Annotated in this window: 13 protein-coding genes; 7 read left to right on the top strand and 6 right to left on the bottom strand. The window is 72.7% G+C overall.

From position 1 onward, the window contains the following. Positions 1 to 49: 49 nt before the first annotated feature. Positions 50 to 439 (bottom strand): winged helix-turn-helix transcriptional regulator, encoded by a 390-nt coding sequence (locus ABT300_RS00230; RefSeq protein WP_351669796.1) that lies wholly within the window; start codon positions 437 to 439, stop codon positions 50 to 52. Between the two features lie 95 nt (positions 440 to 534). Here ABT300_RS00230 and ABT300_RS00225 point away from each other — a divergent pair, with 95 nt between their 5' ends. The 4 genes from ABT300_RS00225 (at position 535) to ABT300_RS00210 (ending at position 4,249) form a co-directional block, all read left to right on the top strand. Then, positions 535 to 1,392 carry an SDR family oxidoreductase gene (locus tag ABT300_RS00225; RefSeq protein ID WP_351669793.1) on the top strand — a complete coding sequence of 286 codons (858 nt, stop codon included), beginning with the start codon at positions 535 to 537 and terminating at the stop codon, positions 1,390 to 1,392. 145 nt (positions 1,393 to 1,537) lie between these two features. Continuing rightward, positions 1,538 to 2,488, top strand: a complete 951-nt coding sequence (rarD, locus tag ABT300_RS00220) for an EamA family transporter RarD (protein WP_351670241.1) — start codon at positions 1,538 to 1,540, stop codon at positions 2,486 to 2,488. A 63-nt stretch (positions 2,489 to 2,551) separates the two neighbouring features. Next, a complete protein-coding gene (locus tag ABT300_RS00215; RefSeq protein ID WP_452988131.1) occupies positions 2,552 to 3,082 on the top strand; it encodes a VOC family protein in 531 nt (176 codons plus the stop codon). Between the two features lie 213 nt (positions 3,083 to 3,295). Then, positions 3,296 to 4,249: a M28 family metallopeptidase gene (locus ABT300_RS00210; protein WP_351669790.1), complete on the top strand. Its 954-nt coding sequence runs from the start codon at positions 3,296 to 3,298 to the stop codon at positions 4,247 to 4,249. A gap of 106 nt (positions 4,250 to 4,355) precedes the next feature. Here the strand turns inward: ABT300_RS00210 and ABT300_RS00205 are convergent, their stop codons facing one another. Continuing rightward, positions 4,356 to 5,969: a tetratricopeptide repeat protein gene (locus ABT300_RS00205; RefSeq protein ID WP_351669787.1), complete on the bottom strand. Its 1,614-nt coding sequence runs from the start codon at positions 5,967 to 5,969 to the stop codon at positions 4,356 to 4,358. A 213-nt stretch (positions 5,970 to 6,182) separates the two neighbouring features. On the opposite strand from ABT300_RS00205, the gene ABT300_RS00200 reads away from it, so the two are divergent. The 3 genes from ABT300_RS00200 to ABT300_RS00190 all read left to right on the top strand — a co-directional run bounded on the left by ABT300_RS00200 (position 6,183) and on the right by ABT300_RS00190 (position 8,733). Next, on the top strand, positions 6,183 to 6,701 hold the full coding sequence (locus ABT300_RS00200) for a DUF6668 family protein (RefSeq protein ID WP_351669784.1): 519 nt from the start codon (positions 6,183 to 6,185) through the stop codon (positions 6,699 to 6,701). A 55-nt stretch (positions 6,702 to 6,756) separates the two neighbouring features. Then, positions 6,757 to 7,986, top strand: coding sequence for an amidase family protein (locus ABT300_RS00195; protein ID WP_351669781.1), 1,230 nt, complete (start codon positions 6,757 to 6,759; stop codon positions 7,984 to 7,986). Positions 7,987 to 8,145: 159 nt separating this feature from the next. Continuing rightward, entirely contained in the window at positions 8,146 to 8,733 is a 588-nt protein-coding gene (locus ABT300_RS00190) for a flavodoxin family protein (RefSeq protein ID WP_351669778.1), read from the top strand. A gap of 45 nt (positions 8,734 to 8,778) precedes the next feature. On the opposite strand, the gene ABT300_RS00185 is transcribed toward ABT300_RS00190, so the two are convergent. The 4 genes from ABT300_RS00185 to ABT300_RS00170 all read right to left on the bottom strand — a co-directional run bounded on the left by ABT300_RS00185 (position 8,779) and on the right by ABT300_RS00170 (position 13,682). Beyond that, the gene (locus ABT300_RS00185) at positions 8,779 to 9,711 is read right to left on the bottom strand and encodes an ABC transporter permease (protein ID WP_351669775.1); all 933 of its coding nucleotides are present in this window, start codon (positions 9,709 to 9,711) and stop codon (positions 8,779 to 8,781) included. Between the two features lie 154 nt (positions 9,712 to 9,865). Then, complete coding sequence (locus ABT300_RS00180; RefSeq protein WP_351669772.1) at positions 9,866 to 10,861, bottom strand: ABC transporter ATP-binding protein; 996 nt, start codon at positions 10,859 to 10,861, stop codon at positions 9,866 to 9,868. A gap of 148 nt (positions 10,862 to 11,009) precedes the next feature. Further along, on the bottom strand, positions 11,010 to 12,293 hold the full coding sequence (locus ABT300_RS00175; RefSeq protein ID WP_351669769.1) for a LolA family protein: 1,284 nt from the start codon (positions 12,291 to 12,293) through the stop codon (positions 11,010 to 11,012). Positions 12,294 to 12,671: 378 nt separating this feature from the next. Continuing rightward, a complete protein-coding gene (locus ABT300_RS00170) occupies positions 12,672 to 13,682 on the bottom strand; it encodes a polyprenyl synthetase family protein (protein WP_351669766.1) in 1,011 nt (336 codons plus the stop codon). Positions 13,683 to 13,994: the final 312 nt, after the last annotated feature.

The raw sequence follows: 13,994 nt of genomic DNA, 5'->3' as shown, positions 1-13,994 counted from the left end.
GCGATCCGTGCGAGCGGACGCCGCGACCGCGAGCGGACGCGGTGAGCGGCTAGCGGGCCCGGGACCGGTGGTCCCGGGCCTCGTCGTAGGCCTCGCGGGCCTTCTCCACGTCGGGCATGCGCCGGTGCGTCCAGTCGGACAGGGCGCGCACCTGCTCCGCAGCCTCGCGGCCGAGGTCGGTGAGGGAGTAGTCGACGCGGGGCGGGATCACCGGCTTGGCGTCGCGGTGGACCAGGCCGTCGCGCTCCAGGTTCTGCAGGGTCTGGGTCAGCATCTTCTCGCTGACCTGCCCGATCGCCCTGCGCAGTTCGCTGAACCGGTACGAGCGGTCGAGGAGGCGGATCAGCACGAGAACGCCCCAGCGACTGGTCAGGTGCTCCAGGACCCGACGGTGCGGGCACATCCTGTCGTCGTCACCCCTCGGGGCACTTACTGCCATGCCAGTACCTTACTTCAAAGTGGGTACTTTCGCTCAGTTAGCGCACTCTTTAGGGTTAGTGCATCCCCGCTACCCCCACCAGGAGTGTCTGAGACATGAGCATCGTCGTCACCGGAGCCACCGGAAACCTCGGCCGTCACGTCGTCGAGCAGCTGCTGGAGAAGGTTCCCGCAGAGCAGATAACAGCCGTGGTGCGCGACGAGGCCAGGGCCGCCGACCTCGCGGCCCGCGGCGTCAAGCTCGCCGTCGCCGACTACAACGCCCCCGAGACCTTCGACGGCCTCTTCGCCGCCGGCGACAAGGTCCTCCTCGTCTCCGGCAACGAGTTCGACAAGGGCCGTGTCGGGCAGCACAAGGTCGTCATCGAGGCCGCCAAGGCCGCCGGCGTCGCCCTCCTCGCCTACACCAGCGCCCCCGGCTCGCTGACCGCCGCCCTCGCCGACGACCACAAGGGCACGGAGGCGGCGCTCCTCGAGTCCGGCGTCCCCTACGCCCTGCTGCGCAACGGCTGGTACAACGAGAACTACACCGAGCAGCTGGCCCCCGTGCTGCAGACCGGCGCCGTCACCCAGGCCTCCGGCGAGGGCCGCGTCGCCTCCGCCGCCCGGGCCGACTACGCCGCTGCCGCCGTGGCCGTCCTCACCGGCGAGGGACACGAGAACGCGACCTACGAGCTGAGCGGCGACACCGCCTGGAGCTTCGCCGAGTACGCCGCCGAGCTGAGCCGGCAGACCGGGCGGGAGATCGCCTACAACGCCGTCTCGGTCGACGACTTCGTCGGCATCCTGACCACCCACGCCGGCCTCCCGGGCCCGCTCGCCGCGATCCTGGGCGGCGTGGAGGCCTCCATCGCGAAGGGCGAGCTGGCCGGCGCCGGCGGCGACCTGTCCCGGCTGACCGGCCGTCCGACGACGCCGATCGCCGACTCGATCGCGCTCGCGCTCAAGGGCTGACGCGCCTCGAGAACACGGCACCACCGAACCCCCGCCTGTCATGACCGTATGGCGATACGGACATGACAGGCGGGGGTGCTCGGCGTTACCGTCGTCCACGCATGCCTGACGTGGGAGGGCCTGACGCGAGAGAGAGGGGCCCGTGGTGGTCGGGACGTCGAGGAGTGAGGGCCGGATAGGTCTGCTGAACGGCTTCGCGGCCTACGGGATGTGGGGCCTCGTGCCGCTCTTCTGGCCGCTGCTCAAACCGGCCGGGGCGACCGAGATCCTCGCCCACCGCATGGTGTGGTCCCTCGCCTTCGTCGGCGTCGCTCTGCTCGTGGTGCGACGCTGGGCGTGGGCCGGAGAGCTGCTGCGGCAGCCTCGTCGGCTGGCGCTCGTGGTGGTCGCGGCGGCCGTCATCACCGTGAACTGGGGTGTCTACATCTGGGCCGTCAACAGCGGCCACGTCGTCGAGGCGTCCCTCGGCTACTTCATCAACCCGCTGGTCACCATCGCCATGGGCGTGCTGATCCTCAAGGAACGGCTGCGGCCCGTGCAGTGGGTGGCGGTCGGCGTCGGCGTCGCGGCGGTGCTGGTGCTGACCGTCGGCTACGGCCGCCCGCCGTGGATCTCCCTCTGTCTCGCCTTCTCGTTCGCCACCTACGGGCTGGTGAAGAAGAAGGTCAACCTCGGCGGGGTCGAGTCGCTGACCGCCGAGACCGCCGTCCAGTTCCTGCCCGCGCTGGCCTACCTGATCTGGCTCTCCGCGCACGGCCGCGCCACCTTCTCGACGGAGGGGGCCGGGCACGCGGCGCTCCTCGCCTCCACCGGCGTCGTCACCGCCCTCCCCCTCGTCTGCTTCGGCGCGGCGGCGATCCGCGTGCCGCTGTCCACGCTGGGCCTGCTGCAGTACCTGGCTCCCGTGTTCCAGTTCCTGCTCGGCGTCGTCTACTTCGGCGAGGCGATGCCGGCCGAGCGCTGGGCCGGCTTCGGCCTGGTCTGGCTCGCGCTGGTGCTGCTCACGGCGGACGCATGGCGCTTCGCACGCCGCCCGAAGAGGCACGTCGAGGTGACCGAGGCGTCGATGGCGACGCCCGCACCCGCAGACGCCTGACGACCGGCTCCCTTCCGGGCGATCCTCGAGCGCGGCGGCGTACTCGCTGGTTGAGTGGACGGCATGACGCAGACACCCGCATCGCCGGCCTCCCCCGCACCTGCCGCCTCCGCCGGGGCGGCCGCCACGGGGGCGGCCGCGCCCACGCCCGTGCACTGGAAGCTCGTGATCGACGCCGCCGACCCGCACGCGCAGGCCGACTTCTGGGCCGCCGCGCTGCACTACACGGCCGAGGACAACGGCGCTCTCATCGAGCGGTTGCTGGAGCTGGGCGCGCTGCCGGGCGCGGCGACGGTGGAGTTCCACGGCCGGCCCGCCTTCCGCGACCTGGTCGCGGTGCGCCACCCCGACGACCCGTACGACCCCGAGAGCGGGACCGGCCTCGGGCGGCGGCTGCTGTTCCAGCGGGTGCCAGAAGCCAAGACGGCGAAGAACCGGCTCCATCTGGATCTGCATCCCGGCGCGGAACGACGGGCCGAGGAGGTCGCGCGACTGACGGCGCTGGGGGCGAGCGTGCTGCGGGAGGTGAAGGAGCCGTCCGGAGCGTGGGTGGTGATGGCCGACCCCGAGGGGAACGAGTTCTGCGTGCAGTAGATCGCTTCCGCGTACAGGAGAGCCTCGTCCGCACGCAGGAGAACGCTTCCGCGTACAGGAGAGCCGCTTTCGCGTGCAGGAGAGCGCATGGCGGGGCCGGGTGTCCCGTCGTGCGCTCTTGACGCGTAGTCAGTGAGCGTTCACGATCCTGGGACCCCACTCACTGTGGAATCCCTGTGATCCGGTGATTCCCGAGGAATTCGGAGCCCCCACATGAAGCTCCCCGTCTCCGGCCGCGCGGCGGTCGCCGGCGCAGCCTCGATTGTCATGCTCCTGACCGTAGGATCGACGGCCGGCGCGGCCCCCGCACCCGGGCCCGCGCCCCTCGCCGCCGCTCCCGACATCCCCGTGGCCAACGTCAAGGCGCATCTGGCCCAGCTGCAGTCCATAGCCACCGCCAACGGCGGCAACCGCGCTCACGGCCGGGCCGGCTACAAGGCCTCGCTCGACTACGCGAAGGCCAAGCTGGACGCCGCCGGGTACACCACCGTCGTCCAGCAGTTCACGTCGTCCGGGCGCACCGGCTACAACCTGATCGCCGACTGGCCCGGCGGCAACACCGGCCAGGTCGTCATGGCCGGCTCCCACCTCGACAGCGTCACGGCCGGCGCGGGCATCAACGACAACGGCTCCGGTTCGGCGGCCGTGCTGGAGCTCGCCCTGACCGTGGCCCGTACCGGCTACCAGCCGACCAAGCACCTGCGGTTCGCCTGGTGGGGCGCGGAGGAGTTGGGCATGGTCGGCTCCCGGTACTACGTCAACAACCTGTCCTCGGCGAACCGCGCCCGTATCAGCGGCTACCTCAACTTCGACATGATCGGTTCGCCGAACCCCGGCTACTTCGTCTACGACGACGATCCGACCATCGAGAAGACCTTCAAGGACTACTTCGCAGGCATCGGCGTCCCGACGGAGATCGAGACCGAGGGCGACGGCCGCTCCGACCACGCCCCCTTCAAGAACGTCGGCGTGCCGGTGGGCGGTCTGTTCAGCGGGGCCGACTACACCAAGACGACGGCGCAGGCGGCCAAGTGGGGCGGCACGGCCGGTCGGGCCTTCGACCGCTGCTACCACTCGTCCTGCGACACCTCCGCCAACATCGACGACACGGCCCTGAACCGCAACGCGGACGCAGCCGCGTACGCCGTCTGGACGCTGTCGTCCTGACCGGGTTCCGGCCCCGCCGTCCTGACCGGGGCGCGGCGCGTGTCGCGCTCTGCCCGGCCGTGTCACGCCTCGGCAGGCCGTGTCACGGCTTGGCCGGCCGTGGTCGCTACGCGCCCGACCTGCGGGCGCGTGCGGCCAGCCGGAGCATGCGCGCGCGGGCCGACTCCAGCTCCTCGACGTCGTCCGCGGCCGGGCCCGCCTCTGCGGCGAGCTCCGTCCACAGGCCGAGGAGTTCCGTCCCCAGGTTGAGGCCCTGGAAGGGGTCGCGCACGGCACGCCAGGCCGTGGCCGCGCTCTGGACGTTGCCGTACGCGCCCTCCGCGTCCCGGGCCCGGCGGTGGATGCGGGCCAGTTCGAGGGAGAGGTGGAAGGCCCGCAGCGGGTCGCCCGCCAAGTACGAGATGTAGGCGTTGAGTTCGCGCAGCCGGAGCACTTCGGGGTGCTCCGGCCCCAGCGTCCCGGACGCCTCCAGCACGGTCCGCTCCGCGAGGTCGGACGCGACGTCCGTCCGGCCCGCCCGCACGGCCTCGTTGATCCGCGCGATCGGCTCGGCGAGGAGTGCGGGCGCTCCGTCAGCGCCCGCAAGGGTGCGGGGATCGTCCCCGAGCACCGCCTCCGCGACCGCGTCGAAGCCTCGGGCGGGGGTGGGCTTGGGGTCGGGGTCCAGGCCCGGGACGGAGAGGAGGCCCTCGGGGACGAGCGGCGTGGGGCCGGCGGTCGAGGTGAAGGCCGAAGGGGCGGCGGAGACCGGAAGCGGGAGCGGAATCGGAGCCGAGGGCGGGTTCGGCGCCGGGGGTGACGTCGGCGTCTGGGTCGGTGACGCGACCGGGGACGCAGTCGCGGACGGGGACGGGGACGGGGACGGGGACGAGGTGACGGCTTCCGGGACCGGCTGCTCGTCCATGGCCGGGGGCGGGCCGAACACACCGGTCGGGGCGGCGACCGTGCCGGGGGCCGGAACCTCGCCCAGGCCGTCCCCGTGGTCCGGTCCGGAACGCGTCGCGCCTGCCGGCTCGGAGGCCGACTCCGGAACGGCCCGGAGTGCGTACGTGGGGGCCGAATCCGACCCCGGCGTCCGCAACTCCCCCGTCCCGGTCTCCGTCTCTGTCGCCGTCTCCGGCACCGTGCGCAAGGGGAACGTGGGGGTCATGTCACGCACTGGCCCGGACACCGACCGCAGGGGATGCGTGCCATCGTCCCGCCCGGGCTCGGACGGCCGGCCGTCCTGGACGACGGCGGAAGCAGCAGGCGCGACGGGCTCGACCGGCGCGGAAGTCGCCGGCGGAAATTCCTCGGGCGCGGTCGGCGCAGCCGTGGTCCCGCCCGCCGGAGTGGAGGCCTCGGCCGCCGGAGCGGAGGCCTCGGCCACGGGAGGCGGGGCCATGACCACCGGAGCCGCAGTCGGGGCCGCCGGTGCGCGCAGGGGCTCCGCCGCGAAGTGGCTGGAGCCGTCCGGGTCCACGCGCAGGGGGACGACGTAACCGATGCGTTCGTCGTGGACGGTGGCGAGCACCGACTGACCGGTGGCGAGGGCGATGCGGTGCAGGTGGCCGAGGACGGCGCGCTGGATCTCCTCGCCGTCGACCGCCGCGACCGGCACACCGCCTATCGTCGCCGCCCCGCCTCCGCCCCCGCGGACGTGGACGTCGAGCGGCGCCACGACGACCGGGTGGCCGGCGTGCTTCTGTTCGCGCTTCTTCTCGCGGCTGAGTCGAGACATCGGTTCCTCACTCGGATGCGCCGTCACGCTCCGGTCGTCCACGTACGCATACATGTACACGTACTGTTGAGTCTCTCCGAGCGCTCCCGGTCCGCACGTCACCACGACGTCACAGCCTCGTTCCAGGAACCCACGCCCCCTCTCGGGGCACGCCGGGAACCGGCCGGACCCGAGCGGCTCGAAGGAGCGGCGACGACCGGGAGGAACACGGGGATGTGGACGACGGACGGGCAGCGCGGGCCGGAGATCTGGATCCGCGGTCCGGTGCCCGCACCGGATCCGGCGCCGCCGCTCCACCCCGCGGTCGCCACGCCCCGGCGCTTCTCCTGGGTCGCCGCGCACGGCGGGGCGGGGAGCACCACGCTCGCGGCGGTCTACGGCGGCCACGACTGCGGGCGCGGGTGGCCCGGCCCCGGCGATCCCCCGTCCGTCCTGCTGGTCGCCCGCACCCATGCGACGGGGCTCGAGTCCGCCCTGCGCGCGCTGGAGGCGTTCCGGTGCGGGGACGCCCCGCAGGGGCTCGACCTGGAGGCGGCGGTCCTCGTGGCGGACGCGCCGGGACGGCTGCCGCGGCCGCTCGCCGAGCGGATCCGGACGATCGAATCGGTGATCGACGTGTACCGCGTGCCGTGGGTGACGGACTGGCGGCTCGGCGACCTGGCCGGCAGCCCGCCGCGGGAGACCCAGCCGTTGTCCCGCCTCACCGGGGCGGTGGCCGGACGAGCCCGCTGAGCCGACGCGGGTCGGCCCCTCCGAGCGGGCGCGGGACGGCCAGGCGGGGACCGGGATGAGGGCGGCGGGTTCCTGGGAGTGGCCTGCGGCCGTGGAGCTCGCCGAGGCCGTACGGGCCGGGCGGCTTCGGGCGGCGGACGTCGTCGGCGAGGCGCTCGACCGGATCACCCGAGCCGACCGCTCCCTGTGCGCCTTCGCCGAGGTGTGGGAGGAACGGGCCCGTGCGACGGCGCGTCAGGTCGACGCGCGGATCGCCGCGGGTGAGCGGCCTCCGCTGGCCGGGGTGCCGATCGGCGTGAAGGGGCGGCACGGGCTGCGAACGGCGGGCCCGCTGATCGCCGCCGGCTGTGTGCCGGTGGGCGCGACCGCCGTGCCCGGCGCGGGGACGCCCTGGCAGACGTGGGGACTCGGCGCCCACGGCCGCACGGTCAACCCCTGGCGGGCCGACCGCACGCCCGGCGGCTCCTCGGCGGGCGCGGCGGCTGCGGTGGCCGCCGGCCTCGTCCCGCTGGCGACCGGCAGCGACGGCGCCGGCTCGATCCGCATCCCGGCCGCGTGGTGCGGGGTGACCGGCCTCAAGACCACCAACGCCCGTCGACCGCCGGAGGGGCGGGCGCTCACGGAAGGGCGGGCCGGGGAGCGCGGGAAAGGGCGAGCGGGAGCGCGTACGGACGGGCGGGCCGGGGACCGTACAGGGCTGGCGGCGCCCGGCGTGATCGTCCGGTACGCGGTGGACGCCGCGGCGTACTGGCGGATCACCGCCGGGGAAACCGCTTCCGAAATGCCCGAAAGAGCGAACCCCGAACCGCCCGTCGCCGTCTTCTGCCCCGATCTGGGCTTCGCCGGCCCCGACCCCGAGCCGGTCGCCCTGGCCCGGGCCGCCGCTGCGCGTCTCGGCGCAGCCGGAGTAGTCCGGCTGTCGCCCTCCGTGGCCCCGCCGCGCCTGGAGGACCCGGCTCCGGCCTGGCTGGCGCTGCGCACATCCGGCGCGGACCGCGGCCCCGCCGAACAGGTCCGCGCGGCGAACGACCGGCTGCTGGCCGCGTTCTTCTCCCGGGCGGACCTTTTGCTGACGCCCACCACCCCGAACCCGGCGCACGGTCACGAGGGTCCGGGCGACCGGTATTCGACGGCGCTCACCTGGGCGTTCAACCTGAGCGGTCACCCGGCGGTCAGTCTCCCGGCGGGGATCGGCACGGACGGCTGTCCGCTGGGACTCCAGGTGATCGCGGCCCACGGCGGCGAAGCGGCGCTGCTGGCCGTCGCCCGAGCCGCCGAGAGCTGACGCCCACACGCTCACATCCACACGCCCACACGCCCACTCGACCACATCCACCGCACATACTTGCGTGCACATTTAATGCAGGCGCATACTGTTGCCCGGGGGGCGCCGAAACCCACATCCTGCGCCTTGCACCGCACACCGATCACTGGGGGATCAGCCATGACGCGACGCAACGTCCTTTTCGTGCTGGGCAGCAGCCGCCCGGACGGCAACACCGAGTCGTTGGCCCGCGCGGCGGCGGAGCAGCTGCCGTCCGACGTGGAGCAGACATGGATCAGCCTCGCGGCGCATCCCCTGCCCGACTTCGCCGACCAGCGTCACGACGTCGACCACGTCCGTCCGACCGAGGGCAGCGCCGCCCTGCTGCTCGACGCCACGCTGGCCGCGACGGACATCGTGATCGCGTCCCCGTTGTACTGGTACTCGGTCTCCGCGCAGACCAAGCGCTATCTCGACCACTGGTCGGGCTGGCTGCGCACCCCCGGCCTCGACTTCAAGGCGACGCTGGCGGGGCGCACCCTGTGGGGCGTCACCGTGCTGGCGGACGACCGTCCCTCGGTCGCCGACCCGCTCGTCGGAACGCTCCACAACTCGGCCGCGTACCTGGGGATGCGCTTCGGCGGAGTGCTGCTCGGCAACGGCAGCGCGCCCGGCGACGTCCTGAACGACACGGAGGCGCTGGCACGGGCGAAGACCTTCTTCGCCCAGGACACCCCGCTCGCCCGCTTCCCGGACGAGACCCGCTGAAGGACCGCCGGAGGGAGCGTCGGAACACCGCTGGCGACGCGGCCGCTACGCCGTGACGTCCTTCGTCGTGAAGCGCGCCCAGGCCGCCGAGCCGAAGAACGCCGCGTACAGCGCCTGGAGGCCGAGGTTCTTCTGCAGGTCGTCCCAGTAGACCGGCTCGCGCATGAGGTCGGCGAAGGACAGCCAGTAGTGCGAGAAGAAGTACGGCTGCAGCGCGTCGAGCTGGGGGATCTGGTCGAGGATCTGGACGGTGATCAGCAGGCCGACGGTCGTCGCCATCGCCGCGATGCCGCTGCCGGTGAGCGTCGAGACGAACAGGCCGAGCGCCGCGACGCCGATCAGGGAGACCGCCACGACCAGGGCGATCAGCAGCGCCCGCAGCAGTCCGTCCCCGAAGCCGATCCGGGTGCCGGAGATCGTCGTCAGATCGCCGAGCGGGAAGAGCAGCGCGCCGACCGTCAGCGCGGAGAGCGCGACCACGAGGGTGGCGACGAGGCAGAAGGCCATGACGGTCGCGTACTTGGCCAGCAGGAGGCGGGAGCGGCCGGCCGGGGCGACCAGGAGGTAGCGCAGCGTGCCCGCGTTCGCCTCGCCGGCGATCGAGTCGCCCGCGATGACGCCGATCGCCATGGGCAGGAAGAACGGCAGGGTCACGGCCAGCGCGGTGAAGACCAGGAACAGGCCGTTGTTCGTGACCTGCGCGATGAACGCGGGCCCTTCGCCGCCTCCTCCCCTGCCGCCAGAGCCGCCCGACCCGCCGTCACCGGTCTCGAGCTTCACCGCGATCCCGACCAGGATCGGCACGGCCGCCAGCACGCCCAGCAGGGCCAGGGTGCGCCAGCGCCGGAAGGTCGTCAGCAGCTCGCTGCGGAACAGTCCGAGAGTCCAGGTCCACGAACGCGGCCGGGGCTGAGGCTCGGCCGAGGACGGGGACGGGGACGGGGTCCGGGACGGGGTCGGGGACGGCGAGGGGGGCATGGACGGGGACGGCAATGAGGTCCGGGACGCGGCCGGCGAGGGAGTTCGGGACGGGGAGAGGGACGGCTGCCCGGACGCTTGCGGCTGAGGGGCCGTCGGGTTCGTACCGGCGGTTCGGGAGCGGGGGCGGTGGTCGTCGTCCGACGGTTCCGTCTCAGCCCGCGACATCGAAGCCCTCCCCCGTGAGTGCCACGAACGCGTCCTCCAGGGAGGCCCGTTCGACGGCGAAGCCGCGGACGCGAACGCCCGCCGTCACCAACGCGGTGTTCAGGTCGGCCGGATCGCGGTCCGGCGGCGGCGCCTCCGCGCTCACCCGGTCCTCGCCGACGACGACGTCGGCCGCGCCCTGCTCCTTCAGCACCCGGGCCGCGTCCGCCGGGTCCGGGGTCGTGACGACCAGCCGACCGCGGGTCCCCGACGCGAGTTCCGCCACCGGACCCTGCACGATCAACCGGCCCTGGGCCATGACCGCCGCGTGGGTGCACACCTGCTCGATCTCGTCGAGCAGGTGCGAGGAGAGGAAGACGGTCGTGCCCTCCGAGGCCAACTCCCGGACGAGCGAACGGATCTCCCGCATGCCCTGCGGATCCAGCCCGTTCGTCGGCTCGTCGAGGACCAGCAGCCGGCGGGGCTGCAGCAGGGCCGCCGCGAGCCCCAGACGCTGCTTCATGCCGAGGGAGTACGCCTTCGCCTTCTTGCCCGCGGCGGCCGTCAGTCCCACCCGGTCCAGCGTCGCCCCGACCCGGGCACGCCGGGTGCGCGGGTCGGCCGTCGGATCGGCCGCGTCGTACCGCAGCAGGTTGTCCCGGCCGGAGAGGAAGCCGTAGAGGGCGGGCCCCTCGATGAGGGCGCCGACGTGCGGCAGCACGGCCCGGACGGCCCGCGGCATGGGTTGCCCCAGGACGCGGGCCGTGCCGGACGTGGGCTCGATGAGCCCCATCAGCATGCGAATGGTGGTCGTCTTGCCCGAGCCGTTGGGCCCGAGGAAGCCGAAGACGCTGCCCGCCGGGACGGTGAGGTCGAGACCGTCCACGGCGAGCTGACCGCCGCGGTAGCGCTTGGTGAGGGCGCGGGTGCGGATGACGTCGGCTCCGGCGTCGTCGGCGGCGGCTTCATCGTCGTCCAGGGTGGCTGCGTCGACGTCGTCCATGGACTCCCTCACCGGCTTCCTCCCCGCGGCGCCCTCACCCGAGGGCGCCGACCGCGCTGTTCGTGCACCCAGTCGGTGCGTGCTCCGTTACGACCGCGCCGCTACGCCTGCGCCGCTGCCGGGGCCCGCACCGCTGCGTCTGCGCCGCTCACTTGCCCGCGTCGGCGGCCTTCACCAGGGCGTCCTTGGTGACCGCACCGACGTAGACCTTGCCGTCGTCCGTCATCAGGGCGTTGATCAGACGGGTGGAGAAGACGGTCCCTGAGCCGAACTTGCCGCTCACCTTGTCGCCGAAGGAGCCGAGGAACCCGCCGAGGTCGCCGCCGGCCTCGGCGCCCGAGGGCGCGCCCTCACCGCCGGCGCCGAAGACGGCGACCGAGGTCCAGCCCTCGCCGATGACGTCCAGGCCCCCGGGACCGCCCGGACCGCCGAAGGCCTCCGCGAAGTCGTCGGAGCCGCCGCGCCCGGGGACCGGCATGCCTCCCTCGTCAGCCTTGCCGTCCTTGCCGTCCTTGCCGTCCTTGCCGCGCTTGCCTCCCTCGTCGCCTTCGGTGACCTTCGCCCCCTTGGGAGCGGTGAAGTCGAAGGTGGAGGCGGCGGGCTTGGCGAAGGTGACCTGGGTGAAGCCTGCATCGACGACGGCGGCGCCGCCGCTCGCCGGGGTCAGCGTGAACTTCAGCGGCAGGCCCGTCTTCGCGTCCACCGCGACGCTGATCGCGCCCACCGTGGACCCGGACTGCTTCGGCTTCACGAGCAGCTTGTAGGCGTCGCGGCCGGCGACCTGCACCGTGCCGTCGACGGTGACCGACGTCGTGTCGTCGACCGCCTTCAGGGCGTCCTCGGTGAGGTCCTTGGGCGTCGCGGGAACCGGGGACTCCGCCTTCTTCCCCGCGCCCTCCTCGACGGTGGAGTGGTAGACCTCGTTGGACCCGCTGTCGTACCCCCACACGTTCTTGCCGTTGTGGATGACGCTGTATTCGGCGGCGTTCTCCAGCAGTGAGAGCTTCTGCCGGTCCGGGCCGTCGGCGGCGACGCGCAACGTGTGCGTGCCGGAGGCGAGTTCGGTGAGCTTCGCGGACGGATCGGCGGCCGAGCCGTCGTCGCCCTTGGTCGCCCCCGAGAGGAGGCCGCTCTCCAGACCGCCGAGGTCGGGCAGCCCCAGGTCCGTGGTGATCTTCACCGTGCCGGACAGCTGCTGCACGTCCGAAGCGGCGATCTTGTCGAGGAGCTGCTGTGCGGTGATCTTCGGCAGGTCGGGGTCGCCGGAGTCGGCGAGCGCCGGGACCAGCCCGATCGTCGCGGCCGCGACACCGATCACGGTGACCGGAACGACGTACCGCACGGCCTTGCGCCGTCCGACGCGCAGGTCGTCGGCCTCCCCGCCGGTGGCGTCCCCGCCGGTCATGGTGTCGTCGGATGCCTTCGGTGCCATGTGTCCCTTACCTCCGTCGTCGGCGGCGGCTGGTCATCACGCTGAACGTCCCACCCCGAGCCGCCATTCTCACCCGAATCGGTGAGGAGTGGTGTTTTCCGTGGTTCCCATCTGACCAAATCGACTCCTGGGAAGCGTCAACCCGAGGGCTCAACTCCGCATACACCTGCGGTATGACACGGGAGCGTCAGGACGACCGCGGACCCGTAGGGGTAGCCACGGATCGACAACCCTCCGGAGCCGAAGTCGGAGGCAGAGACAGCGGCAGCGGCAGCGGCAGCGGCAGCGGCAGGGGTGCTCGGCAGTGGGACGGCTCGGTGGGTCGGCAGCCGGACCTCGGCGGTTCGGCGATCAGGGGGCGGGACGCGCGGGGAGGGTTCAGCCGGCGCGGTGGACCACCGCGTCACAGAGTTCCATCAGCGCCGCCTTCGCGTCGCACTCGCGCAGCGGCGCCAGTGCGGCCCGCGCGTCGTTCGCGTACCGCACGGTGTCCCGGCGGGCCTGCTCCAGCGCCGGGTGGGCCCGGAGCGCCTCGATGGCCTCGGCGAGCCGGGCGTCGTCGCTCAGGTCGGAGTCCAGCAGCTCGCACAGTGCGATGTCCTCGGGCAGGGACAGACGCGCGGCCCGCTCCCGCAGTCGCAGCACGGGCAGGGTGGGCACGCCCTCGCGGAGATCGGTGCCGGGAGTCTTGCCGGACTCGTGCGAGTCGGACGCGATGTCCAACACGTCGTCCGCCAGCTGGAAGGCGACGCCGAGCCGCTCGCCGTACTGCGTCAGCACGTCGACGACCGTGTCGTCGGCGCCCGACATCATGGCGCCGAACCGGCAGGCCACCGCGACCAGCGAACCCGTCTTGCCACCGAGCACGTCGAGGTAGTGGTCGACCGGGTCCCGTCCGTCCGTGGGCCCCGCCGTCTCCAGGATCTGGCCGGTGACCAGCCGCTCGAACGCCTCCGCCTGCACCCGCACCGCCTCCGGACCGAGATCGGCCAGGATGTGCGAGGCGCGCGCGAAGAGGAAGTCACCGGTGAGGACGGCCACCGAGTTGCCCCAGCGGGCGTTCGCGCTGGGAACCCCGCGCCGTACGGCGGCCTCGTCCATCACGTCGTCGTGGTACAGCGTGGCCAGGTGCGTCAGCTCCACCACCACGGCCGACGGCACGATGCCCGGCGCGTGCCTGTCCCCGAACTGCGCCGCGAGCATCACGAGCAGCGGGCGGAACCGCTTCCCGCCCGCCCGCACCAGGTGCTGGGCGGCCTCCGTGATGAACGGAACCTCACTCTTGGTGGCCTCGAGCAAGCCTTCCTCGACAGCCGCCAATCCGGCCTGGACATCGGCTTCCAGAGCCTGGTCCCGCACGCTCAGCCCGAACGGCCCGACGACGGTCACGAGGGGTCTCCTGTCTGCTGGTGTCTACTGGCGATTACGCGGTTTGTCGATAGGTCGCTGCCATCACTCGAGTCAGCGTATCCGGTCACGTTTCGATCACCGATAGCCCCCACGTCCCCCGGGGGCGAATGCACTCGCCCGCGAGGTGCGCGCATCGGGCCAGACCGTATCCGATCACATCCATGATGTTTCTGATCAGCCCATACGAAGAGATATTCATCGGGTTGCCGCGAAGTACCGAATCATGTTCCCTCCGAGGCCGGCGCACGGCCGGGTCCGCCGTGGCGGCACGGTCTCGCCGTCGCGTCTACA

The sequence above is a fragment of the Streptomyces sp. NPDC001027 genome, assembly GCF_040299045.1.
Taxonomy (GTDB): domain Bacteria; phylum Actinomycetota; class Actinomycetes; order Streptomycetales; family Streptomycetaceae; genus Streptomyces.
Note: the sequence above shows the minus strand (reverse complement) of the source record. Positions and strands in the feature narration are given on the sequence as shown.

What these genes read in the sequence shown, in the direction of transcription:
- ABT300_RS00180 (WP_351669772.1), bottom strand. Translation starts at nt 10,861, where the DNA reads ATGGACGACGTCGACGCAGCCACCCTGGACGACGATGAAGCCGCCGCC.
- ABT300_RS00200 (WP_351669784.1), top strand. Translation starts at nt 6,183, where the DNA reads ATGTGGACGACGGACGGGCAGCGCGGGCCGGAGATCTGGATCCGCGGT.
- ABT300_RS00225 (WP_351669793.1), top strand. Translation starts at nt 535, where the DNA reads ATGAGCATCGTCGTCACCGGAGCCACCGGAAACCTCGGCCGTCACGTC.
- ABT300_RS00230 (WP_351669796.1), bottom strand. Translation starts at nt 439, where the DNA reads ATGGCAGTAAGTGCCCCGAGGGGTGACGACGACAGGATGTGCCCGCAC.
- ABT300_RS00175 (WP_351669769.1), bottom strand. Translation starts at nt 12,293, where the DNA reads ATGGCACCGAAGGCATCCGACGACACCATGACCGGCGGGGACGCCACC.
- ABT300_RS00185 (WP_351669775.1), bottom strand. Translation starts at nt 9,711, where the DNA reads ATGCCCCCCTCGCCGTCCCCGACCCCGTCCCGGACCCCGTCCCCGTCC.
- ABT300_RS00205 (WP_351669787.1), bottom strand. Translation starts at nt 5,969, where the DNA reads ATGTCTCGACTCAGCCGCGAGAAGAAGCGCGAACAGAAGCACGCCGGC.
- ABT300_RS00195 (WP_351669781.1), top strand. Translation starts at nt 6,757, where the DNA reads ATGAGGGCGGCGGGTTCCTGGGAGTGGCCTGCGGCCGTGGAGCTCGCC.
- ABT300_RS00210 (WP_351669790.1), top strand. Translation starts at nt 3,296, where the DNA reads ATGAAGCTCCCCGTCTCCGGCCGCGCGGCGGTCGCCGGCGCAGCCTCG.
- ABT300_RS00190 (WP_351669778.1), top strand. Translation starts at nt 8,146, where the DNA reads ATGACGCGACGCAACGTCCTTTTCGTGCTGGGCAGCAGCCGCCCGGAC.
- ABT300_RS00215 (WP_452988131.1), top strand. Translation starts at nt 2,552, where the DNA reads ATGACGCAGACACCCGCATCGCCGGCCTCCCCCGCACCTGCCGCCTCC.